General features: G+C 40.3%; 22 protein-coding genes and 2 pseudogenes. 10 read left to right on the forward strand and 14 right to left on the reverse strand.

Annotated elements, in window-relative coordinates; all coding sequences use genetic code 11:
* Nucleotides 1–353, forward strand: a pseudogene (locus EEJ45_RS18590) (hypothetical protein); the annotation flags it as partial.
* Nucleotides 354–735: 382 nt separating this feature from the next.
* Here EEJ45_RS18590 and EEJ45_RS16040 read toward each other — a convergent pair.
* The 3 genes from EEJ45_RS16040 to EEJ45_RS16050 form a co-directional block, all read right to left on the reverse strand.
* The gene (locus EEJ45_RS16040) at nucleotides 736–1,581 is read right to left on the reverse strand and encodes a ClpXP adapter SpxH family protein (RefSeq protein ID WP_124565802.1); all 846 of its coding nucleotides are present in this window, start codon (nucleotides 1,579–1,581) and stop codon (nucleotides 736–738) included.
* Entirely contained in the window at nucleotides 1,574–1,978 is a 405-nt protein-coding gene (locus tag EEJ45_RS16045) for a globin domain-containing protein (protein ID WP_124565803.1), read from the reverse strand. Before EEJ45_RS16045 ends, EEJ45_RS16040 begins: the two co-directional genes overlap by 8 nt.
* Nucleotides 1,979–2,067: 89 nt before the next feature.
* Complete coding sequence (locus EEJ45_RS16050; RefSeq protein WP_124565804.1) at nucleotides 2,068–2,640, reverse strand: CYTH domain-containing protein; 573 nt, start codon at nucleotides 2,638–2,640, stop codon at nucleotides 2,068–2,070.
* A gap of 131 nt (nucleotides 2,641–2,771) precedes the next feature.
* On the opposite strand from EEJ45_RS16050, the gene EEJ45_RS16055 reads away from it, so the two are divergent.
* The 5 genes and pseudogenes from EEJ45_RS16055 to EEJ45_RS16075 form a co-directional block, all read left to right on the forward strand.
* Nucleotides 2,772–3,140 (forward strand): UPF0738 family protein, encoded by a 369-nt coding sequence (locus EEJ45_RS16055; protein ID WP_124565805.1) that lies wholly within the window; start codon nucleotides 2,772–2,774, stop codon nucleotides 3,138–3,140.
* Between the two features lie 15 nt (nucleotides 3,141–3,155).
* A complete protein-coding gene (gene yjbM, locus EEJ45_RS16060; RefSeq protein WP_124565806.1) occupies nucleotides 3,156–3,779 on the forward strand; it encodes a GTP diphosphokinase in 624 nt (207 codons plus the stop codon).
* Nucleotides 3,780–3,800: 21 nt separating this feature from the next.
* Nucleotides 3,801–4,598 (forward strand): NAD kinase, encoded by a 798-nt coding sequence (locus EEJ45_RS16065; RefSeq protein WP_124565807.1) that lies wholly within the window; start codon nucleotides 3,801–3,803, stop codon nucleotides 4,596–4,598.
* Complete coding sequence (locus EEJ45_RS16070) at nucleotides 4,595–5,479, forward strand: RluA family pseudouridine synthase (RefSeq protein WP_124565808.1); 885 nt, start codon at nucleotides 4,595–4,597, stop codon at nucleotides 5,477–5,479. The genes EEJ45_RS16065 and EEJ45_RS16070 overlap by 4 nt, the downstream gene beginning before the upstream one ends.
* Before the next feature lie 531 nt (nucleotides 5,480–6,010).
* Nucleotides 6,011–6,225: pseudogene (locus EEJ45_RS16075) on the forward strand (IS3 family transposase); the annotation flags it as partial.
* A 37-nt stretch (nucleotides 6,226–6,262) separates the two neighbouring features.
* Here EEJ45_RS16075 and prpE read toward each other — a convergent pair.
* Both prpE and EEJ45_RS16085 read right to left on the reverse strand, forming a co-directional pair.
* A complete protein-coding gene (gene prpE, locus EEJ45_RS16080) occupies nucleotides 6,263–6,994 on the reverse strand; it encodes a bis(5'-nucleosyl)-tetraphosphatase PrpE (protein WP_124565809.1) in 732 nt (243 codons plus the stop codon).
* Between the two features lie 73 nt (nucleotides 6,995–7,067).
* Nucleotides 7,068–8,237 (reverse strand): FtsW/RodA/SpoVE family cell cycle protein, encoded by a 1,170-nt coding sequence (locus EEJ45_RS16085; RefSeq protein WP_124565810.1) that lies wholly within the window; start codon nucleotides 8,235–8,237, stop codon nucleotides 7,068–7,070.
* A 162-nt stretch (nucleotides 8,238–8,399) separates the two neighbouring features.
* Here EEJ45_RS16085 and EEJ45_RS16090 point away from each other — a divergent pair, with 162 nt between their 5' ends.
* Both EEJ45_RS16090 and fabI read left to right on the forward strand, forming a co-directional pair.
* Complete coding sequence (locus EEJ45_RS16090) at nucleotides 8,400–9,443, forward strand: glycosyltransferase (RefSeq protein WP_124565811.1); 1,044 nt, start codon at nucleotides 8,400–8,402, stop codon at nucleotides 9,441–9,443.
* A gap of 88 nt (nucleotides 9,444–9,531) precedes the next feature.
* Nucleotides 9,532–10,308, forward strand: a complete 777-nt coding sequence (gene fabI / locus EEJ45_RS16095) for an enoyl-ACP reductase FabI (protein WP_124565812.1) — start codon at nucleotides 9,532–9,534, stop codon at nucleotides 10,306–10,308.
* A 70-nt stretch (nucleotides 10,309–10,378) separates the two neighbouring features.
* Here the strand turns inward: fabI and EEJ45_RS16100 are convergent, their stop codons facing one another.
* The 3 genes from EEJ45_RS16100 to EEJ45_RS16110 are packed head-to-tail and all read right to left on the reverse strand — an operon-like array spanning nucleotide 10,379 to nucleotide 12,875.
* On the reverse strand, nucleotides 10,379–11,410 hold the full coding sequence (locus EEJ45_RS16100) for a glycosyltransferase family 4 protein (protein ID WP_124565813.1): 1,032 nt from the start codon (nucleotides 11,408–11,410) through the stop codon (nucleotides 10,379–10,381).
* Nucleotides 11,407–12,126 (reverse strand): glycosyltransferase, encoded by a 720-nt coding sequence (locus EEJ45_RS16105; protein ID WP_124565814.1) that lies wholly within the window; start codon nucleotides 12,124–12,126, stop codon nucleotides 11,407–11,409. Before EEJ45_RS16105 ends, EEJ45_RS16100 begins: the two co-directional genes overlap by 4 nt.
* Nucleotides 12,126–12,875, reverse strand: coding sequence for a glycosyltransferase (locus EEJ45_RS16110; protein ID WP_124565815.1), 750 nt, complete (start codon nucleotides 12,873–12,875; stop codon nucleotides 12,126–12,128). Before EEJ45_RS16110 ends, EEJ45_RS16105 begins: the two co-directional genes overlap by 1 nt.
* 190 nt (nucleotides 12,876–13,065) lie before the next feature.
* On the opposite strand from EEJ45_RS16110, the gene EEJ45_RS16115 reads away from it, so the two are divergent.
* Nucleotides 13,066–14,820, forward strand: coding sequence for a glycosyltransferase (locus EEJ45_RS16115; protein WP_124565816.1), 1,755 nt, complete (start codon nucleotides 13,066–13,068; stop codon nucleotides 14,818–14,820).
* A gap of 5 nt (nucleotides 14,821–14,825) precedes the next feature.
* On the opposite strand, the gene EEJ45_RS16120 is transcribed toward EEJ45_RS16115, so the two are convergent.
* The 6 genes from EEJ45_RS16120 to EEJ45_RS16145 all read right to left on the reverse strand — a co-directional run bounded on the left by EEJ45_RS16120 (nucleotide 14,826) and on the right by EEJ45_RS16145 (nucleotide 20,434).
* Nucleotides 14,826–16,019 carry a glycosyltransferase gene (locus EEJ45_RS16120; RefSeq protein ID WP_124565817.1) on the reverse strand — a complete coding sequence of 398 codons (1,194 nt, stop codon included), beginning with the start codon at nucleotides 16,017–16,019 and terminating at the stop codon, nucleotides 14,826–14,828.
* A gap of 9 nt (nucleotides 16,020–16,028) precedes the next feature.
* A complete protein-coding gene (locus EEJ45_RS16125; RefSeq protein ID WP_124565818.1) occupies nucleotides 16,029–16,922 on the reverse strand; it encodes an NAD-dependent epimerase/dehydratase family protein in 894 nt (297 codons plus the stop codon).
* A complete protein-coding gene (locus EEJ45_RS16130) occupies nucleotides 16,915–17,736 on the reverse strand; it encodes a dTDP-4-dehydrorhamnose reductase family protein (RefSeq protein ID WP_124565819.1) in 822 nt (273 codons plus the stop codon). The genes EEJ45_RS16125 and EEJ45_RS16130 overlap by 8 nt, the downstream gene beginning before the upstream one ends.
* Nucleotides 17,736–18,722, reverse strand: a complete 987-nt coding sequence (locus tag EEJ45_RS16135; protein ID WP_124565820.1) for a polysaccharide biosynthesis protein — start codon at nucleotides 18,720–18,722, stop codon at nucleotides 17,736–17,738. The genes EEJ45_RS16130 and EEJ45_RS16135 overlap by 1 nt, the downstream gene beginning before the upstream one ends.
* Nucleotides 18,712–19,806, reverse strand: a complete 1,095-nt coding sequence (wecB, locus tag EEJ45_RS16140) for a non-hydrolyzing UDP-N-acetylglucosamine 2-epimerase (RefSeq protein ID WP_124565821.1) — start codon at nucleotides 19,804–19,806, stop codon at nucleotides 18,712–18,714. The genes EEJ45_RS16135 and wecB overlap by 11 nt, the downstream gene beginning before the upstream one ends.
* Before the next feature lie 220 nt (nucleotides 19,807–20,026).
* Entirely contained in the window at nucleotides 20,027–20,434 is a 408-nt protein-coding gene (locus tag EEJ45_RS16145; RefSeq protein ID WP_124565822.1) for a hypothetical protein, read from the reverse strand.
* Between the two features lie 136 nt (nucleotides 20,435–20,570).
* Here EEJ45_RS16145 and EEJ45_RS16150 point away from each other — a divergent pair, with 136 nt between their 5' ends.
* Nucleotides 20,571–21,524, forward strand: a complete 954-nt coding sequence (locus EEJ45_RS16150) for a CgeB family protein (RefSeq protein WP_124565823.1) — start codon at nucleotides 20,571–20,573, stop codon at nucleotides 21,522–21,524.
* The last annotated feature ends 6 nt before the right edge of the window (nucleotides 21,525–21,530 follow it).

Below are 21,530 nucleotides of genomic sequence, written 5' to 3' on the forward strand. Positions count from 1 at the left end.
TCCAGCTTCAGCGGCAAGCTCCGCCGGTCAGAGAACCTCGCCCCATAAAGGCAAAAAGCGCCTTTTTGTGTCGAGAACCTCAGCCCTATGGAGCTGAACGAGCCGCTTCCGCTTTTCTTGATGTCCAGCTCCAGCGGCAAGCTCCGCCGGTCAGAGAACCTCGCCCCATAAAGGCAAAAAGCGCCTTTTTGTGTCGAGAACCTCAGCCCTATGGAGCTGAACGAGCCGCTTCCGCTTTTCTTATTCTATCTAAATCCTTTAAATCGGTTACGGTCAGTCCAAAAACTGACTACTGCTACAATAGCGATAAAAAGAAGTGGAACAGACAAAAGCAAGGGTACAATTTCGAGTAGAGACAATATATAAATTACAAATACAATGGTAATGATTGTTATACTAGTAAAGATTTTTATTTTCAAAGCGCTCTCACTCCCTATTGGTTTCTTATATATAATGTATTCAAAAATGAAAGCGTTTAGAATGTGACATTTTTGTGAAATAGCAAAAATACAGGTTGTCATCTGACGTCGAATCTTGTAATATAATAAGCGTGAACGAATTCACAAACAAACATATACCCCTTTGTTTGAACGTGAAAATTTCTCCCATCCCCTTTAAATTTTTATAAGCCGTAAGAAAAAGACCCGGTGCAAAGCACCGGGTCTTTTTCTATATAAGTGCTCATAAGGTCTTTTTGCCAATTGAAAATGGCTGTATACAGAAAGAAGCATGTTATTATACATGCTTCCAATAAATATCTCGTTCTGTCGAAATTTGTCGAACAATTCTCTTTAAAATTAATTTTTTAAGCTCACGTTCTGTTTGTGCCAAAGATAACCCATAAATAATGGCCAACTCTTTTGTAGATAAAAATTCGTATTCCCCAATAAGATCTTCCATTGGGGGTAAAGTTTGCGGTACCAGTTGCTCGTTTATAATTTCTTGTAAAACTTGTACATAAATATCATATGTGTACAGACCTGACACTTTAATGCCATCTTCGTGGGCATTCGTATGGAGAAAAACAAGCGAAGGAACTTCTGTGATTTGCATTTCATTTGCAAATTTTAAATCGCATTGAAAGGCTTTGCGAACATGATCAGCATGGAGGTCTTCTGCAAATTCAGCTACATCAATTCCGCTTTCCTCTGCGCATGCAAGCATCGTATTAAAATCTGGAGTACCTTCGCACAAAAAGAGGCGTTCTTGCAGCTTGCGTAAAAAACGCAACCCGGCTTTTCGTCCTTGCATCTCTGCAGCCTTGATAGCCAAAGAAGGCATGTAAGGTGAAGTGTCTCCGTGATGCATGTCAGTTTTTCCGTTGCAAGAGAACGCGTATAAGCTGGTTGTTTTTTCCCATACAAAGCGTGCATTTGTTAAACGATTTGTACGATGTGCTGTTCCGGTCGCTTTTCCTGTGAGTACACGACGAACTGTAAAATAATGACCGTACTCATGGATGAGTTTAATTAAAAAAGGGTCCATTATTCTACAATCGTGACAGAGTGGGTCTGTAAACAGATACACCTCGACCGGCTTATGAGAATGAAAGAAAATCGGCATCGCATCCGAATTAATCATGGTCCTCACTCATTTCATCCGGAGAGTTTGTCATATGCTCTGCAGTGAGCCGCAAGCGATCCCATATAAAGTCTCTGAGTGGTCCTTCAATGCCTCGATCATCTAAGGCACGGTGCATACAAGACAACCATGCATCTCTTCGTTTCGGTGTAATTGTAAAAGGCAAGTGACGCGCACGTAGCATCGGATGTCCATGTTCGCTTGTATATAGCGGAGGACCGCCAAAGTACTGTGTTAAAAACTGCTTTTGCTTCCGAGCGGTTTCTGTTAGATCACTCGGGAAAATAGGGATGAGATCAGGATGCTGACTCACGTACGAATAAAATGTATCGACGAGCGCTTCTATCTCTTTTGCGCCGCCAAGAGCTTCATATGGTGATTGTAAATTTTGATTCATACTTTGCCTGCTCCTTTTACCGTAAATATAAATGTATTGTAGCAAGTGTTCTTTATATAGAGCAAATAAACCGTTTTGCTTTTGTTAGTTTAGTCATCATTTTGTTGTTTGGCAAGAAAAAAGCGTTGCACTTTATTTTGTGTAGAACGTATCGGAATATTGTATGAACGAAGTAAGGAAAGAAAATCCTCCTTTTTTTCTTCGTCTGTAACTTCATATTCTAATTCATAGTCATCGTGTTCAAAGTAGAAGCTATGGTCAAATACAAGCAGACCGTCTTGATAGTGCATTTCGGCACGCTCTGTGGACAGGCATCCATAATATGTGAGGGTGCGTGGGATACCCAGATTTTCAAGCTGAATTGCAATGGTGCCGTCTGGAATCACCCCCGTTTGAATAATTTGTTTTGCTTCTGCTTTTGTAAGGGATTGGTGTGTTTCTAATAACCCAATTTTGGCGGGTTGCTTAAGTGTAAGCATATAGGTACTGTTTTTCTCTCGAATACGAAGTGCGGAACCTGCATTGCGTAAAGAAAAATCAGGGGTTTCAAAATAATGATTGATTTGTGTTGTAAACGTTTTGATATGAAATGCATCGCATAAAGTTTGAAATTCTTCTTTAGTCACCATATTTTTAAATTCGATTTCAATTTCTTCTCTCATGGTAATCCTCCTTCATTCATCTAGATGCTATTATCCCTTTTTCTAAAATTTGATTCAATGTTTTCTTGTTCTGCCATGTGTTGTGTTACAATAAGATTGATTATGAATGGCGTTATTGGAGGCGTTTGGAGATGAGAAAGAAAATTATGATTGAGAGCGCAGAACGAACGGAGCGTGCTCTTATTTTTTATGCAAAGCCTGTAGATATACAGGTAGATGATTTAAGAGCAAAACAGCATATGCTGGTTGATTCTGATGAATTGGCGTTTTTATATATTCTAGAAGGTGAAGACTATGTATATGTAAGTATTCCGCATACAGTGTGGTCTTCTTGTAAAGAGTTGAACGAACATGTAAAAGTCGTTGCCTTGATTAATAACGTGGAAATTGAATTAGAAGGATTACAGGAAGAGTTGGCGTATTTAATAGCAAACATAGAAGGAAATGCAAATTATGGAGAGGAACTTGTGAACAAGGTAGAACAGATTTTTTTGGCATGATGGGCGGTGAAGGGTATGAATCGTAACTGGGAAGAATTTTTGGCTCCTTACCAACAGGCTGTATCAGAATTAAAGGTAAAGCTAAAAGGAATGCGAGCGCAATTTGAGCGAGCGGCAGAGCATTCTCCAATTGAATTTGTCACAGGGCGGGTTAAATCTGTGCCTAGTATCATTGATAAGGCTGCGAAACGAAATATTTCGCTACATAAATTGGAAGAAGAGATGCAGGACATCGCAGGTTTACGGATGATGTGCCAATTTGTCGATGATATTCAAGCTGTCTTAGAGTTGTTACGAAAGCGCAAGGATTTTGAGATTGTGGAAGAACGGGATTATATTATGCAAAACAAAGAAAGCGGCTATCGCTCGTATCATGTTGTAATTGCGTATCCTGTTCAAACGATTAACGGTGAAAAAAAGGTACTGGTTGAAATTCAAATTCGCACGTTAGCGATGAATTTTTGGGCGACAATTGAACATTCCTTAAACTATAAATACAGTGGTCGTTTTCCAAAAGAGATTCGAGAACGGTTGCAACGCGCGGCAGAAGCGGCGTTTCGTTTAGATGAAGAAATGTCTTCTATTCGCTTTGAAATTCAAGAAGCTCAAAAAATTTTCTCGCGCAAAGAATCAGAATAACTACTAAAGGGTGCATAGTTTATGAAGTTTGCAATCAGGTCAAAGGGAGATCAAGCATCAAATGCTCTTGCGGATACGATGCAACGGTATTTGTTTGATTATAAGTTCATTAATGATGAAGAAGAGCCGGACATTGTCATTTCAGTAGGTGGAGATGGGACGTTGCTTCATGCGTTTCATCGCTATTACGACCGTCTCGATAAAACGGCATTTGTCGGTGTGCATACAGGGCATCTGGGCTTTTACGCCGATTGGTTGCCAAGTGAAGTGGAGAAGCTTGTGAATGCAATTGTCAAGACACCGTTTCAGGTAGTTGAATATCCGTTGCTTGAAGTGATTATTCGCTACTCAGATGGAACGAGAGAAACGCAACACTTGGCGATGAATGAAGCGACGGTTAAAAGTTTAGATGGAACGCTTGTTATTGATGTGGAAATCCGCGGTGAATACTTTGAAACGTTTCGGGGTGATGGGCTTTGTATTTCAACTCCTTCAGGTAGCACAGCCTATAATAAGGCGCTTGGCGGGGCCATTATCCACCCGTCCATTGAAGCCATTCAAGTGGCAGAAATGGCCTCCATCAATAATCGTGTATTCCGTACAGTTGGTTCTCCACTTGTTTTGCCAAAGCACCATACATGTGTGTTGCGTCCAATTAAAGATAAACGTCTGCAGATTACTATTGATCATTTAACGTTCGTGAAAGAACATGTAAAATCAATTCAATGCCGCGTCGCTAACCAAAAGGTACGGTTTGTCCGTTTCCGTCCGTTTCCGTTCTGGAAGCGTGTGCGCGATTCGTTTGTGGCTGATCAATGAGTATATTTACGTTAACTTGGCATGCGGAAGAAGAAACGCTTGTCCGTGAGTTTTTACGTCAAAAAGGTATTTCCAAGGCGGCGCTGACTGATATTAAATTTAAAGGCGGTTCTATTACTGTGAACGGAGAGCATGTCACCGTACGTCATAAGCTTTGTCAAGGGGATGAAATTGTTGTTTCCTTTCCGCCTGAGGCGCGCAGTGAGGGGATGGAAGCAGAAGACATTGCGTTGGATGTGATATATGAAGATGAAGCAGTACTTGTTATAAATAAAGCACCTTACATGTCGACAATTCCTTCCCGTGAACATCCGACCGGCAGTGTAGCAAATGCCCTGCTATATCATTATGACAGGCAAGGATCTAGGAACACCGTTCATATTGTTACGCGTCTAGATCGTGATACATCAGGGCTCATGCTGATTGCGAAAAACCGCTTTGTGCATCATGTGTTGTCAGAGCAACAAAAAGTGAAAGCCATTCGTCGCACGTATGAAGCGCTGGTGCATGGTAAGTTGCAGGGAGAAGGAACTATTTGTGCACCAATTGCGCGTAAATCAGATAGTATTATTGAACGGACTGTAGATGAAGATGGACAGCATGCTATTACCCATTATCGTGTATTAGAGGAATATGTAAACTGCAGCCGTGTGGAGCTTGTACTTGAGACAGGACGCACCCATCAAATTCGTGTTCATATGTCGCATATTGGCCATCCTTTACTTGGAGATGATTTGTACGGCGGCATGCGAACGTTAATCAGCAGGCAAGCGCTGCATAGTAAACAGCTTACCTTCACGCACCCGATTTCTAGAAAAAAACTCACATTTACGGCGCCGTTGCCAGCTGATATGACTCGTGTAATAAAAGAAGCCGAATAAATGAACTGCACCCCAATTGTTAGACACAATTAACAATTGGGGTGCAGTTTTTCTATGACCAAATATTCATTGGAATTAAAATTACAAGTTGTTCTTGCGTATTTAGAGGGAGTAGATGTGAGGTTAGGTGCCCCGCGAGAGCGTTTCGCGGAGCACGAGAGAGAGTGGATGTGAGGTTAGGTGCCCCGCGAGAGCGTTTCGCGGAGCACGAGAGAGAGTGGATGTGAGGTTAGGTGTCCCGCAAGAGCGTTTTGCAGAGCACGAGAGGGAGTAGATGTGAGGTTAGGTGTCCCGCAAGAGCGTTTTGCAGAGCACGAGAGAGAAAACCTGATATCAGGTGCCCCACAATATTGTTGGATAGGCCACATTGAGTTGGACAGTTTCATTAAACTGGACTTGTCCATATCTTCTCAGCCACTTTCTAAACAAACACCAAAACTAACTAACATATCCGTTCACTACCCCGCATAAACCAGCCTAAAGCCCCTATACATAACAGGAACAAGTCCTCTTCGCCCCCCAAAAAAAGAAAGAGGAATCTCCCGTAGAGGGAATGGCTTAGACAATACAGTCATGGAGAATTTTTAAACGGTGAGCTTTTCTACCTGAAGGAATTTGAGAGTATGGAGCATTTTAAACAGGAACTAGAGAACTATATTCACTATTACAATCACAAACGAATCAAGGCAAAGTTAAAAGGCATGAGTCTGGTTCAATACCAGACTCATGCCCAAGAGGCTGCCTGACATCTATGTGGGGGCAGTTCAAAAATTGGCTGCTTTTTTAATTAAATGATCGAAATTTTTCTTCCACAAGAGGCATAGAAGAGGGAACAGAAACGATTTCCATTTCAGGATAGCGAAGTGCCGTCAGCATACCGCCAAATACACAGCCTGTGTCAATATTAACCGTATTGTTACAAAAGCGGGGTGTCCTTACAGGTGTGTGACCATAGACGATGTAGGGTTTACCTTGATAATACTTTGCCCAATCGCGCCTTACAGGGGAGCCATCTGGGTGTTTTTCACCTGTGATATCGCCGTATAGCACAAACGTTTCTACACGCTTATCGAAGCGGCCAATATAATCTTCTCGAATGCCAGCGTGAGAAACGATAAGGCGTTTGGTATCGAGCTGATGATAGAGCGGTGATTGCTCATATAGTTGTATGAATTTATCACGAATAATTATTTGCTGCGCAGAAGGCAATGCCTCGTATTCAGCTACGGTTGTTTCCAAACCGTGGGCAATCTGGACCTTGCGACCGAGAAAAAAGCGATATAGTTTATTGCAGTGATTTCCAGGCGCATAATGCGCTCTTTTTTTATGAATGACTAGTTCCCACACGAATGAAATGGTTTGCAGAGATTGCGGACCGCGGTCCGTTAAGTCACCAACAAAAGCAAGCTGTCGTCCTTTTGGGTGTAAGCCATCTTCGTTGTAACCAAGACGTTGTAACAGGCTTTGTAGTTCTGCAAAACAACCGTGAATATCTCCAATAATATCGTATTCCATGATATCACCTCATTTTGCTTTTATTGTACCTAAAATAGAAAAGAAATATAAAAGGCTTTGCATATGCAAAGCCTCAATCAAACATAAATTTCTTGGTTCTAGAGCGTACGTTGAGAATAAATCCAATCGCAATCATATAGGTTAACAAAGAACTACCACCGTAGCTCATAAAGGGCAATGTAATACCGGTGATGGGTAATAGGCCCAGAGTCATACCGATATTTTGAAACACCTGGAAGGTAAACATACCAATGGTTCCCGCACAAATGTAGCTACCGAACGGCTCATTGCTTTCTAATGCGATATGAATCATGCGATAAATGAGCAAAAAGAATAAGGAAATAACAATGCTGCCTCCTAAAAAGCCAAACTGCTCGGCAACATTTGTAAAAATAAAGTCCGTATGAGGCTCAGGGAAGTATACTTCTCCATTTCCGTATCCCTTGCCGTATAATTCACCAGACCCCGACGCCAAAATGGCTTGACGCAGCTGGTAGCCCTGTGCTTCATATTCGTAAGGTGCAAGCCAGCCATAGAAGCGGTTTAACTGATATTCCTCTAAAATATGTTCTTTGAAAAAAGCAGTGTGTGCAAAGTAAATGTATACAAGGATAGCACCAACTGTGACACTGGCGCCGACGAGGCCAAGAATAAAGCGCCAGCGGATGCCTGAAACCATAATAATAGAAGCAATAATGGATGTCATCACCATCGTATTTCCTAGATCGGGTTCTTTTGCAATCAAAAGAAGCGGCGGCAGACTGGCGGCAAATATTTTACCGAGCAAAAGCAAGTCTTCACGGGGTGAGCGGAACACATACGTTTCGTTATGGTTTACGACAATGCGGCTTAGTACTAAAATCATAAATAATTTCATAATTTCTGATGGTTGGAAATTTCCAATACCAGGTACCTGATACCAGGCTGTCGCACCTTTAATCGTGACAGCCCCAGGTGCGCCAACTTCCAGTCCAAGCAGAAGCACCATCGCAAAAGCGTATAAATACCAAGAGATTTGTTTGTAGCGATCAAAATCAATAATGAGAACACCGATGATGGCAATGATTCCAATTACGTACCATTTAATTTGTTGAGCAACAAAGTTTACAGTTTTTAAATGCCCGGGAAATGAAGGATGCGCTTGTGCTGCAGCAATAGAAAAACAGCTGACAACGGCAATCATAAACAATATAAACAACAATGCATAATCTATTTGAAATTGTGATTCTCTTTCTTTATTCATAGTTCAATCCTTTCGCGTACGGCACACAACAAGAAGTGTGAGTTATATTCTACACAAAAAAGCCATAGTACTATCTTAGCGAATTTTGACGAGATTGCAAATGATTATATAGACTTTTATTTTCTTCATGAGACGTTCAATTATTTTCCATGGGGGTAGACGATGATGAAACGGATATTATTTGTATTGAATGATATTGGCGGGGGAACGGCACAGTATCAACGCTTATACATTGAAAGTGAAGCTGTTGACGCTTATTATTTTGAATTTAGAGGTAGAAATTTCGTTGTTACCAATTCATCAGGACAGGTGCAAATCGTGCCAGCTAAGGAGACCAATTTTGCGGAGATGATGCAGAATCTTTCTATAGAAGAGATTTATGTGAACCATTTTATTAGATTTCCTTTGGGATTAACGATGAAGTGCATTCAGGAAAGTGGTATACCTTATGTGTATGTTGCCCATGATTTTTTTTGTGTATGTCCGCGCGTGTATTTACTTAATAGAAACGGTGTATATTGTCATGCAGAAAAGAATGAGTCTGTATGCCAAAGTTGTTTACATGGGATGGGGCGTATCAGTATTGTGTATTGGCGAAGGCTGTTTGAGGATTTCCTTGCAGGTGCTGTACGTATCGTAGCGCCTAGTGAAAGTACTAAACAGATTATACAATCGTATTTTCCATCTCTAAGAATTGAGGTAAAACCACATCAAGTTCCTTATGTGAAATATACCTATAAGGAAGAGTTTGCTACAGCTGTAAATTTAAAAATAGGTTTTATTGGAAATATTCAGCGACATAAAGGAAGCGATATCGTTTATGCATTGCAGCGCGCAATTTTTGCTGAGAATCTTCCTATCTCATTATGTATCATTGGCTCAACAGATAAAAAAAATCGCGATATTGAGGCGACTGGACCATATAAAAAGGAAGATGTCTCATCGTTATTGCAGCAATACAGCTGTGCGCTTGTGATCACTTCTTCTATTTGTCCAGAAACATTTTCCTATACAACCCATGAAGCACTAGGCTCTGGTTATCCTGTAATTACCTTTAATCTAGGGGCACCGGCTGAAAGGATTTCCGGACATGGCGGCGGATGGGTTGTCAATGATGTGAACAGTAATAGCTTATTACAGCTATTAAAGTATTTATTGACAAATCGCCAGGAGATTATTGATGTGGCAGCAGTGATTAAGCGTTAATCATATATTTTCTGTTGGCAAGAATACGAAATCATGTTAAAGTTAATATCAGGTACTAATAACAAGTGTTATTTTAGGAGGCGAAACAATGGATTTGTTACAGCTACAGGGGAAAAATATTGTCGTCATGGGTGTGGCGAATCAGCGTAGTATTGCTTGGGGGATTGCAAGAGCGTTACATGCGGCGGGAGCAAATCTTATTTTTACTTACGCCGGTGAAAGATTGGAAAAGAACGTGCGTGACCTAGCAGAAACATTAGAAGGACAACAGTCTCTTATTTTGCCATGTGACGTAACGAGTGATGAAGATGTTGCACGCTGCTTCGCACGTATCGGTGAAGAAATAGGTGTGGTTCACGGAGTTGCACATTGCATTGCATTTGCAAATAAAGAAGATTTAAAAGGGGAATTTACAGATACATCGCGTGATGGCTTTGCACTTTCATTGGACATTAGTGCATACTCTTTAACTGCAGTTGCTAAAGAGGCAAAAAAACTAATGACAGAAGGTGGAAGTATTGTAACGCTAACGTATTTAGGTGGAGAGCGTGTTGTGAAAAATTACAATCTAATGGGAGTTGCGAAGGCAGCGCTAGAGGCGAGTGTAAAATACCTAGCGAATGACCTTGGGAAAGAGGGAATTCGTGTTAACGCAATATCTGCTGGACCAATTCGTACGCTATCAGCAAAAGGTGTTGGTGATTTTAACAGCATCTTAAAAGATATTGAAGAGAAAGCTCCTCTTCGTAAAAATGTAACACAAGAAGAAGTAGGCGAAGCAGCAGCGTTTCTTTTCAGTAATATGGCACGCGGTATTACAGGAGAAAATATTCATGTAGATTCTGGCTATCACATTTTGGGATAAGCTGTTTAACATCTAAGGGGTTTTTTATTAGATAACAAAAAGCTAAAAGTCGATCTTATAGAATCGGCTTTTAGCTTTTTGCATGTATACGTAAGCAAATTTCTTCAAATATTGTTACACTTCTTTTAAGAGACCAAGATAAAGCTTCTTTTTGTCCAGCTTGAGCTAAATTAAAGCGCAGGGATGGATTGGTGATAAGGCGTATAATATCAGAGGCTAAACGCTCTTCGAAGCGATAAGAGAGCAGGCAATTTGTTTCATGACGACAGTACTCTGTATTGCCGCCGGCATATACAGCAGCGAGCGCAGCTCCACATTTCATCGCTTCAAGACCAGGTAGTACAGCTGTTTCAAATATGGAGGAGGTAACAAATATGTCAGCTTCATTGTAATGGTGACAAAGCTCTTCATCGTTTGCCGGTGTGTAGAAGTGGTAGATGCCGCTTGCACGTAACTCTTGTAAAAATGGGGAGGAAGCAAGCTCATTTGGTGGACAGATTAGGTTGTATTTGAGAGCAGGGAATGTGGAACGGACTTTTGCAAGCTGTTCTAATAAATAGGTTTGATCTCTTTGCCACGAAAATCCTCCTTCTGGTTTCCTGACAATCGCGGTAATACTAAGTCTGTTTGGGTTGCGAATAGCTAGATTTCGAAACGTATCCTCTACATAAACCGGCATAATTTCTCCTTCAATGCCGTGCACAAGTGAGATAAGCTGTTTTTGGTAATTAGAAATCACAACAAGATAGGGTGTCTGGTTGTAAGATTGAAAGGACACATCTTGTTCAGGGAGAAACATAGGTTCATAACAGAGACTGAAGCGAAGATGCTTACCTTTTCCTTTCCTGCAGGCTTCAGCGACAACAGGTACGGTCGTAAAAAAGTTGGAAACAATAATATCGCTTTTGGGAAGATCACTTTCCATCAATACAGGTCCCTTGCTACGTGAGATAGGCGGCTTCACATCATATTCAACATCGCCCCATGGCGGCATAACGACAACAACCTCGTGTCCGCTATTGAATAAGCCGTTGGCAATATCAACAAGTACACGCTGCGCACCTCCTTTACATAATGTGAGTGCAACAAATGTAATCTTCATATACTCTCCCTTTCCCGGCGAATGAGTTCTGTCAAGACTTGTTTGTAAACGCCCGTTACATGTGCAATTTCCGCAGTGATACCATCCTTAAAGCGGTTAGATCCCATAGCTTCATGAACGCGATATTGAGTAAGGCTTTCGTTTAAATAATGGAGTTCATAATGCTGTACAGCTCGTAGCCAAAAATCATAGTCTTGTGTGTATTTAAGATTTTCATTAAATAGTCCTAGTGTTTGAAATACCTCGTTTTTCATCATAATTGTGCAGCCGTTAATATTATTGGCATGCTGCAAATGCTTTAAAAAATCAAGTTTATGTGTAAAGTATAGGGCGGCATCCTTTTGAAATACATGACCATTGCCGTCAATCAAATCATAGTTTGTATAACTGAGATGAGCGTGGTGATCTTTCATGAAGGTAAGCTGTGTGTCAATTTTATCTTTTATAAAAATATCGTCAGAGCTCAGCCAGGCAAAATAAGAACCGCTAGCTTGTTGAATACCGAAATTTAAAGCGCTAGCTGTACCGCCATTGGATTTTGCAAAATAGCGTATATATGGTAAATAAGGCGTAATTTTTTCTGCATGAGAAGAGGCACCGTCATTGACAACGATTACTTCTACGTATGGATATGTTTGTATCAGCGCGCTTTCAATAGCCGTGGCGATATAGGGGCAATTATGAAATGGAATAATAATAGATACCTTTTCCATCATTATCCTCCTTGTTTTGCTCTCATAGCTTTCATTCGCATCTGGCGTTGTTCAAACAGAATTGCTCTTGTTAAGGCAGATCGATGTTGACGCTGTAGCATGCGCGTTTCCTGCAAGATGATAGGAGCATGCTTTTTGGTACCCATGTTTTCATGGATACGATACCGTACAAGAGGTTCATCATAATAGTAGAATTCATATTGTAATGCAATGCGGATCCATAAATCATAGTCATGTGTATAGGGCAGGTTTTCATTAAATAAACCAACATTTGTTAAAATATCTTTTTTAACAAGTACAGAGCAGCCATTAATAAAGCATCCAAGCATCAAGTGCCGCAGAAATAATAAGCGATTAGCAGGAAAGACACCAATTGATTCGCTGGTGGGTAAACTATCTCCATCGATGAAAATGACCGGTGAGTAAACAATACTTCCACCTGTTTGCTGAAGGTATTGTATTTGTTTACTTATTTTATCAGGTTCGTATATATCGTCGGAACTGAGCCAGGAAATATATTCGCCTATAGCAAGGCGAATGCCAGCATTTAAAGCAGTGGCCGTACCACCATTTGTCTTTTCGACATACTTAATTTTTCCTTCAAATTTTGTTACTTCTTCAACGAAGGCTGTAGAGCCATCATTGACAACAATCACTTCAATGTCATAATATGTTTGCGCTAACGCGCTTTCGATGGCTTTCGCTACGTAGGGGCAATTATAAAACGGTATAATGATAGACACTTTTGTCATATAAGTTTCAACCCTTTTTTGTTAGTAATGTCTAGATAAAGTGTATAATCGTTGCTATTAAGGTATGCAACAAGCTCTTTATACGATATACATATAAAGGAATATTTTTACCACATTCATCTTTGTAGATAAACACTTCAGTTTGAATATTGTATGACCACACACATCACCTGACATGGGGGAGTGAATAATGCTTCGAAATGTGTATCTAAATTTGCAGGGAAATACAAACATACAGATCAATCCATTATTACTAGCAGATATTCAGCAAACATTCACTATTGAGTTTTGGGTAAGCCCTGCGGCTGTTCATAAGCCGGAACGTGAGATGACAAGGGGGGTATCTCGAACAAGTAACAAACAATTTGTGATGGCCCCTATGTACGGCGCATATGCAGATGGGATAAAAGAAAAGGCAGGGGTCGGTATTGCAGTTGGTACAAATTGCATTTCCGTCTATGAACATACAGCCAATCATATGCCAGCAACCCTAGTATACTCACAATCTATAGAGGAGTGGACACATATTGCTCTTGTATATCAAGATGGTACCCCCCATTTATATGTGAATGGCAAGTACGGTAAAACAGGTGTGCGCACTGGCAAAGTTGTTTCACCTTCTGGCATAATTGGTGGAATAAGCCCGTATGGTTTTTTTACAGGTTCCTGTGGAGAAGTTCGGATTTGGTCATATGCGCGTACACAAGATGAAATTAAGGCGTGCATGAATAAAGAGCTGTTAGGACAAGAGGAGCATTTAGTGGGTTACTGGAAATGCGGCGAAGGAAAAGGCGATGTTATTTATGACAGTAGCCCATATCAGCGGCACGGTACTATTCAGGGAAGTGGATGGGGGGAACCGAGTCTAGCAGAAAAGGTGCTTTTTACGTTTTATATTCCAAGTGGTGGTGTAGAAACGCTTAACCGACAGCGCTTTTATGCGCTTACTGAGAGTGGGTTACACTGCCACTTTTTATATTTACAGGCAGGTACAGGATTACAAAACAAACTAGATACTAAAGTGTTTGTCACAAATAACGATAAGGAAATTATAGATATCATTGGACAAGAGAAGTATACAGCAATCATTGTTGGATCTGATGTCTATTTATTGCAGAAGCTAAAGAAAAGCGGTTATACAGGGCGTCTTATCTATGAAATACAGGGTTTAGGTTTCAACAAAGAATATGCAGAATACTTCATCAAACACGAGGCGTTTCCTATCTTAAAAGAGTGTTGTGATGCAATTTTATATCCTCGCACGCCGCACTTGGTTGCAGCATTTACAAAATATTTTCCGCATATACGTCAGTTTAGTTTTGATAATTGCTTCAATAGTAACGAGTTTCACTATGAGGTACATCCGAGACATGCACGCCCTATTGTTGGTTGGGTTGGTCGTATTGAAGAAAATAAGAATTGGCGCGATTTTTTGAGGATTGGTGCTGCACTTATTCAGCATAATCCAGATATTGAGCTGTGGATGTTTGAAGACAATACGATTGGTGAAAAAGCAGATCGCCTTGCCTTTTTTGATTTGGTGCAGGAGTTGCAATTGAAGGATCATTTGCACGTATATGCTAATCAACCACATGCACAAATGGCTGCCCATTTTTCAGTTATCGGTGATTCAGGCGGCTTTTTATGTTCTACCTCTAAGGTGGAGGGATTTGGTTATGCTGTACTGGAAGCAATGGTATGTCGTTGTCCTGTGTTGTCTACAGATTCAGATGGGGTCAAAAGTTTTATTATTCATAATGAGACAGGCAAGTTTTTCACACTTGGTGATATTGAGCAAGCAGTAATGGAAGCAAGAGAACTTATGGAAAACACAACGTTGCGTGAAGCGCTTCGCAATAACGGTGCTGCTTATATTGCTGAAAACTTTTCTCCGCGTCAATATGCAGCTAGCTTTGCAGAGATGCTAAAAGAACTCGGTATATAAAGCTATTATTCTTGTGAGAAAGTTACCAACTGAAGAAGTTCATTTGTACGGTACAATGTCTGAAAGCAAACACATTCATTTATTTCTCTATGCAAGACAATACTTTGATTAGAAAATGAAGCTGCTACATCGTTTTGATGTGCTGGGTGCTCTAAAGCATCTATTAGTTGAAGCAGTTCAGTTATATGTGCTGGACTGCTTTCGTAAAGCAGTGTATAGGGGGTATTAGCTTCCAAAATCCCTTTACAAACAGCTGTGTTTTTGTCTAATCCTGGAAGGTGTAAGCATTTGACTCGAGGGTCGTAAATACGCTGTATGATTTCTGAAGCAGAGGCATCTGTACTTGTGTCTACAATAATAACTTTATAGTTGCTGTAAAATTGCTCAAACAAAGCTTCTAGTGTAGTAAGTGTTTGTTCACTGGCTGTGGTTACCGGATAGATTACTGTAAGTTGAAACGGAATATTTCTTCGGATGCGCGCTTCGTGTTTTGCTGTTTGAAAAGCAAAGCGCCAGCGCCGATGCTGCTCGATAGAATTTTGAAGCTGTGCCGATATGCTCATTGGTGCATTTGTCCGGTATTCCATCAATATATCGGGTATATATACGATATCACAATGCTCGGTAATACGTAGCCAATAGTCATAATCTTCTACCGGCTCTAATCTGTACCCGTTAATTTTGGCGGCTGCTTCTGATGTGTACATAAATGATACACCGATAAAGCAGGCATCAAGAAGATTGTCTTTTGGTTGATCTTGATATTTATAAAAATCCTGATATTGCTGTCCCTTTAAAGGAACTCCCTCGTTGTCTACATGAATAAAACTACTGAAAGAAAGGCCAACATGAGGGGGAGCCTGTATCAGTGCATCTCTAAGTTTTTTTATAAAATCTGGATAGTAGATATTGTCGCTAGACACCCATGTTAAGTATTTAACCCCGGGTTTCATAATGTGCTCAAACCCAATGTTTAGTGTACGAGCGACACCTTCATTTTGGTTCTTTAGCAGGATTTGTACGCGCGGATCGCCAGCAGTAACTCGTTCTATCACAGCAACTGTGTCAGAGGGTGCACCATCTGACACGATTACGAAATAAAAGTTTGGATAGCTTTGCTCTAAGATAGATCGGAGTGCTAGCTCTAAGTAAACAGGATCTTGTTTATATACAGGCATCACGATGCCCACGTCTCTCATGTAAATACCTCATTTTTTTAAGTTTTGATTTCGATGATAGGATAAAATGTCAGATAGGGAATCTTGTAAGGGGATGGTAGGTTCCCAGAGCAATTGGTTTAATTTTGTAGGGAGGATCTCTATAAAGCTCTCTTCTTGTTTATCGGTAACGACCTCAATATTTGTTTTTACTAATGTTTGAAAACAGTTGATGATTTCCTCAAGAGATTTACTATGACCAGAGCGAACCTCATAACTTTCTCCATATACCCCTTTTTCTAGCAGTATAGCATATGCACGTACCGCATCTCGTACATCAAGAAAGTCACGGCGCACTAAGCTATTAGGTACATGTAAGGTAATTTGTTCACAATGTTCAGACGCAATAATTTGTGCTGCTAACAGTGAGCAAACGCCAGTAGAGTGCCCGGGACCGATCAAATTGGACGGAGACGCAATGATAATAGGTAATTGATATAATTGTGTCCAAGCTTGCGCGAACAGCACCTGTGACGTTTTACTTAATGCGTATGGGTGTTTTAAACTTGTCATATCGTTAAGATCGAATTGCAAAGCGGAGCCCACAATAATACTTTTGCAGCCAGGACAAAACTTTCGCAATGCTTCTAAAAGATAAAGGGTAGCAAATGCATTGTTTTCCATAGAAGTTAATGGTTCTTCCCAAGATTTTCCTACATGATTCTGACCTGCTAAATGCAGTAAGTATTGAGGCTGAACAGCTTGAATAAGAGTTGCTACTGCGGAAGCATCTGTTAAGTCGCACGGGTATTCCTTTACATAAAAAGAATCTGGATGCTTTGACCGCGTTACCGCAATAACCTCAAATCCAGCTTGCCGGAAATACCGGCAAGCGTGCAGTCCTGTAAAGCCTCCTGCGCCTGTAATGAGGATGCTCTTACGCATGATTTTCCATCCATTCTCGAAGCTCTGCTAACATGTCTTGATAGCCTGGCACTGTGTAAGAAAAATCAGATCGCGTATTTACGATAGTCCGATCTAACGTAATTGTGTTGTCCGGTACAATGGAAACATCATGTTTATGAAATACGGATTGGAAGAGGTGCAATAAATCATGCTTTGTAATTTTATAAGGCGCACAAACGTGCAACATGCCTGTTGTATGAGAAGTAATCACATGCTCAGTGACCTTAGCTAGTTCCAGCGTGGTAATGCCGTTCCAAAGCACCTTTTGATAGCCTTTAATTGTTCCTGTTTGCTTCATAAACCAGAGGAATAAACCAATGCCGTTTGCTTTTCGTTCCGGTCCGATGATAGAGGTTCGAATTGTAACATGTGGCGCATTGACCAATTCTCCAAGCTGTTTAGACTGTGCATACACAGAAGTGCCATCAGGCAGGTCTTGCTCTGTATAGTCTCCTTTTATACCAGAAAAAACGCAATCTGTGCTAATCTGAATCACACGTCCGCCATAACGCTCTGTAAGCTTTGCGAGCTGATGGGGGAGTAAGCTGTTTACTTGAAATGCAAGTGTGGGGTTAGTAGAGGCTGCTTCATTTAAAATGCCGATACAATTGATGACGATATCTGGTTTTAATTGATCAATTATGCTTTCTAATGCTTGAAAATCAGTTGCATCTAGAAAAATACCATTATGGTCTCGGGATGTATAGAACACTTCATATTGTGGTTTTGCTTGGAAATAGGAAGTAATGACGTGGCCAGCCATCCCGTTGCCACCAAGAATAAGGAGTCTCATCAAATAAAACCGCCTTTTTCTAGCATTTCTTTGATTTGCTGTTTGTTCATTAAGCCTTGACTGGAATTATAGCTTATCAGATTTACAAGTGGATAGTTCGCATAATGCTCTTTTAAACCAGGGATATGAATAGAAGGTAAAATCACATAATATTCATCGTCATAGGAGATAGTGGTTGGGGATTCATATTCTGAAAATAACAGTTCATGAATTTTTTCACCTGGGCGTATTCCTAATTCTTCTACTGCAACTTCAGTTCTACCAGAAGCTTCAATTAATACTTCAGCTAAATCAATAATTTTACAGGTCGGCATTTTCATGACGAAGATTTCACCGCCAATACTTTCAAATGCAGCTTTAAAAACCATCTTAATGGCATCTTCAAGCGTCAAGAAGAAGCGGGTCATATTTAAATCCGTAATTCCAATTTTCCCTTTTTCTCGAATTTGCTTTTTAAAGACATGAATTACGCTACCATTTGTGCCGAGTACATTTCCGCCGCGAATGCAGACAAATTTGGTTTTTGTGTTGAGCGTATTAGCGTGGATAATGAGACGCTCACCCATGTTTTTTGTTAAACCGTAGAAGTTGGAAGGGCTGGATGCTTTGTCTGTAGAAATGTACACGACTCGTTTTACCCCGCAATGAATGGCAGTATTAATAACGTTCTGTGTACCCGTTACATTGGATTTCAATGCTTCTAAAGGCTGATCTTCGCATACGGGAACATGCTTTAAAGCGGCTAAATGAAAGACATAATCTACACCTGTGCAGGCTTCTTGCAATGCATCGGATTCTTTAATATCTCCGATGATAAAGTGGAGCTTTGGATTATTATCAAATTCTTGTTTCATAATGAATTGATTGGATTCATTTCGTGAAAAAATACGAATCTCCTTTGGTTGATATGTTAAAAGTTGCCTAACTAATTCATATCCCCATGAACCTGTGCCGCCTGTGACTAAAATGGTTTGATTATAAAACAATGTGTTGCCCTCCTAATAAAATTTTAATGATCTTATCAGATACATTGCGATCATCGTATCCCTCTGGAAAATTCCATGTTTTTGGCTCGTGCAACATGACTCGCACGCATGCAGCAATCTGTTTGGAATTTAGACCTGAAAGCATATTGCTACCACATTCAATGGTCTCAGGTCTTTCTGTCGTCTTGCGGATTGTGACAGTTGGTACGCGAAACAAACAGCACTCTTCTTGTACTGTGCCGCTGTCAGTCAACACACAGAGCGCATGCTTTTCAAGCTTTACAAACTCAAAAAAGCCAAAAGGTTCATGAAGCTCTACGAGTGGATGAAGATGTATTTTCGCGCTATTAGTAATTCGTGAGCGTGTACGCGGATGAATACTGCAAATAACACGTTTGCCATAGGTATGGGCGACTAGGTTTAAGCCTTCTATAATTTCCAGCAGTCGATCTTCGTGATCTACATTTTCCGCACGATGTGCTGTTACTAAAAAATAGTCTTCGGCTTGTAGGGCCAACTGCTGTAAAATATCATTTTTATCAATTTCAACGTTGTAATGAGAAAGTACCTCGAAAATCGGATTTCCAGATACAATAATGCGATTTGACGGCATACCTTCAGCAATTAAATTTCGCCGGCTTTGTGGTGTGTAAGGGAGGTTAAAGCTTGATACAGCATCAATAATGCGGCGGTTTTTCTCTTCAGGCACCTCCAAGTCAAAGCAACGGTTTCCAGCTTCCATATGATAAACAGGTATCCCCATACGTTCAGCTAAAATGGCGCTCAGTCCGCTGTTGGTATCTCCCAATACAAGTATTTTATCTGGCTTCTCCTTTAAAAAAATCTTCTCAAGTTGTGAATACATGATGGATAATTGTTCGCCTAATGATTGTTGCCGATCAAGTAATGTATAATCCGGCTTGCGTATCTTTAATTGGGCAAAGAAAATGTCACTTAGTGAGCTTGTGAAGTTTTGGCCAGTGTGAACTAATATATGCTGATCAGTATAAGTATCCAATTTCTCTATAATGAGACTTAAACGTATAATTTCGGGGCGTGTGCCCAAAATGGTCATAACTTTCATTGCTTCAACCCCTTATCTTTCGATGTTATCTCCATCTATACGTTATTAACATTTCATGCATCTCCTCGAAATGCACGCTTCCTTTATTAATGTATGCTTGTATCCTATTCTTGCTATAGGCAAGTATATTAAGCTTTGGATGTACAATCTTAATAAAGAATACATAGCATGTAGGTGCTTGCAACAAAAAAAGCTCGCTAAGGCGAGCCTACGAGTGGAATTAAACGGAGTAAGAAACAGCAGAGAAAGTTACAGGTCCAGTGACAGAGCTTCCGTTTAATAAGCCGGGTGCCAACTGAGCTGTTAACACGTAGCGTTGATTGCCTGTTGCTGGTACGTTCACATCAATAGCCTGTACAGAAACAGTTCGATTCTCTCCTACAGAGATTTGTAGCTCCTCCCGTGATGTGAAGATAACCTGTTGGTCTCGCGCTACTGTAATAATAATGGTAGGGTTTAATAATAGAGCAGATATCCCGATTGTTGCATTTAATATGACGCGATTGCTACCATTTGGGATACCGATGCCGAATTCTGCTAGTAAGATGGGAGTAGTACTTAATGTTCGATTGATAGAATTACTACCTGTTGCGGGTGTACTTGTACCAATACTAAAAACTGATGCCATAAAAACACCTCCTGTCAAGAATAATATATGTAAGAATAAAGAACCTGCTTGTACGTATGTATCATTTATATATAGATGGTTATGTTTTTGTGTTTTGTAAGGTGCTAGACACATATATTCACTTGAGGTGATATGTTTGAGAGTATTATATATCAAATCAGGGTATCGGGGGATTTATCAATATTTAGACGATAGTATTATGGCTGCTTTACAGGAAAATGGCTATGCATGGGAAGCCATTCATCCAAAAGAAGAAATGGACGTTGTTCAACGAACTGTTTCTTCCTTACAACCAACGTGTATGATAGCGTTGTTGGGAGATTTTTTGTCTCCTACTACTTTGCAGTATTTAAAATCACAAGGTATTAAAACAGTGTGTTGGTTAACAGAAGATCCTTTTTATATGGATAAAACAGTTAGGAAAATTGCGGCGTTTGATTATATATGTAGTGTAGATTTAGGTGCTTGTAAGTATTATCAATCCATGCATAAGCAAGTACATCATGTTCCTTTAGGAACAAATCCTGCTGTATTTCATCCTATTGATTCTAATAAAAGTAATTCTTTATTATTACTGGGGTTTCCCTATCCATCACGTGTGCGTTTTACCGAATTTTTAATGGAGAAAAGCAATTTTCCTTTGACAATCGTAGGACGGGGATGGAATGATCATATGAAAACCTGGCAGCATGATCCTCGACTCACGATAAAAAATCAATGGTTACCTCCGCAAGAAGTAATGAAGTGTTACAATGAGGCGCAAATTGTTTTGAATCCTCATCGTCAATATAATTGTATTCATAATCAAAACCGTCTGGGTGTAATCAGTGAAAGTATTAATAATCGTACGTTTGATATTGCTGCCTGTCGTGCATTTACATTGACAGAAGCAAAGATGGATTTAGCTTCTTTTTTTACTGTGAACGAGATGGTAAGTTACTACAACGAACAGGATTGTTTAGAAAAGATTGAAATGTTCATGCGTGAGCCAGCTAAGTGTGAAACAATGGCATTAGGGGCCTATAAGCGAACCATACAGGAACATACCTTCCGTCACCGTCTGGCTCAAATCCATAATATTGTAATGTGAAAAGCA

The organism is Ectobacillus antri, assembly GCF_003852715.1.
GTDB lineage: Bacteria > Bacillota > Bacilli > Bacillales > Bacillaceae_G > Ectobacillus > Ectobacillus antri.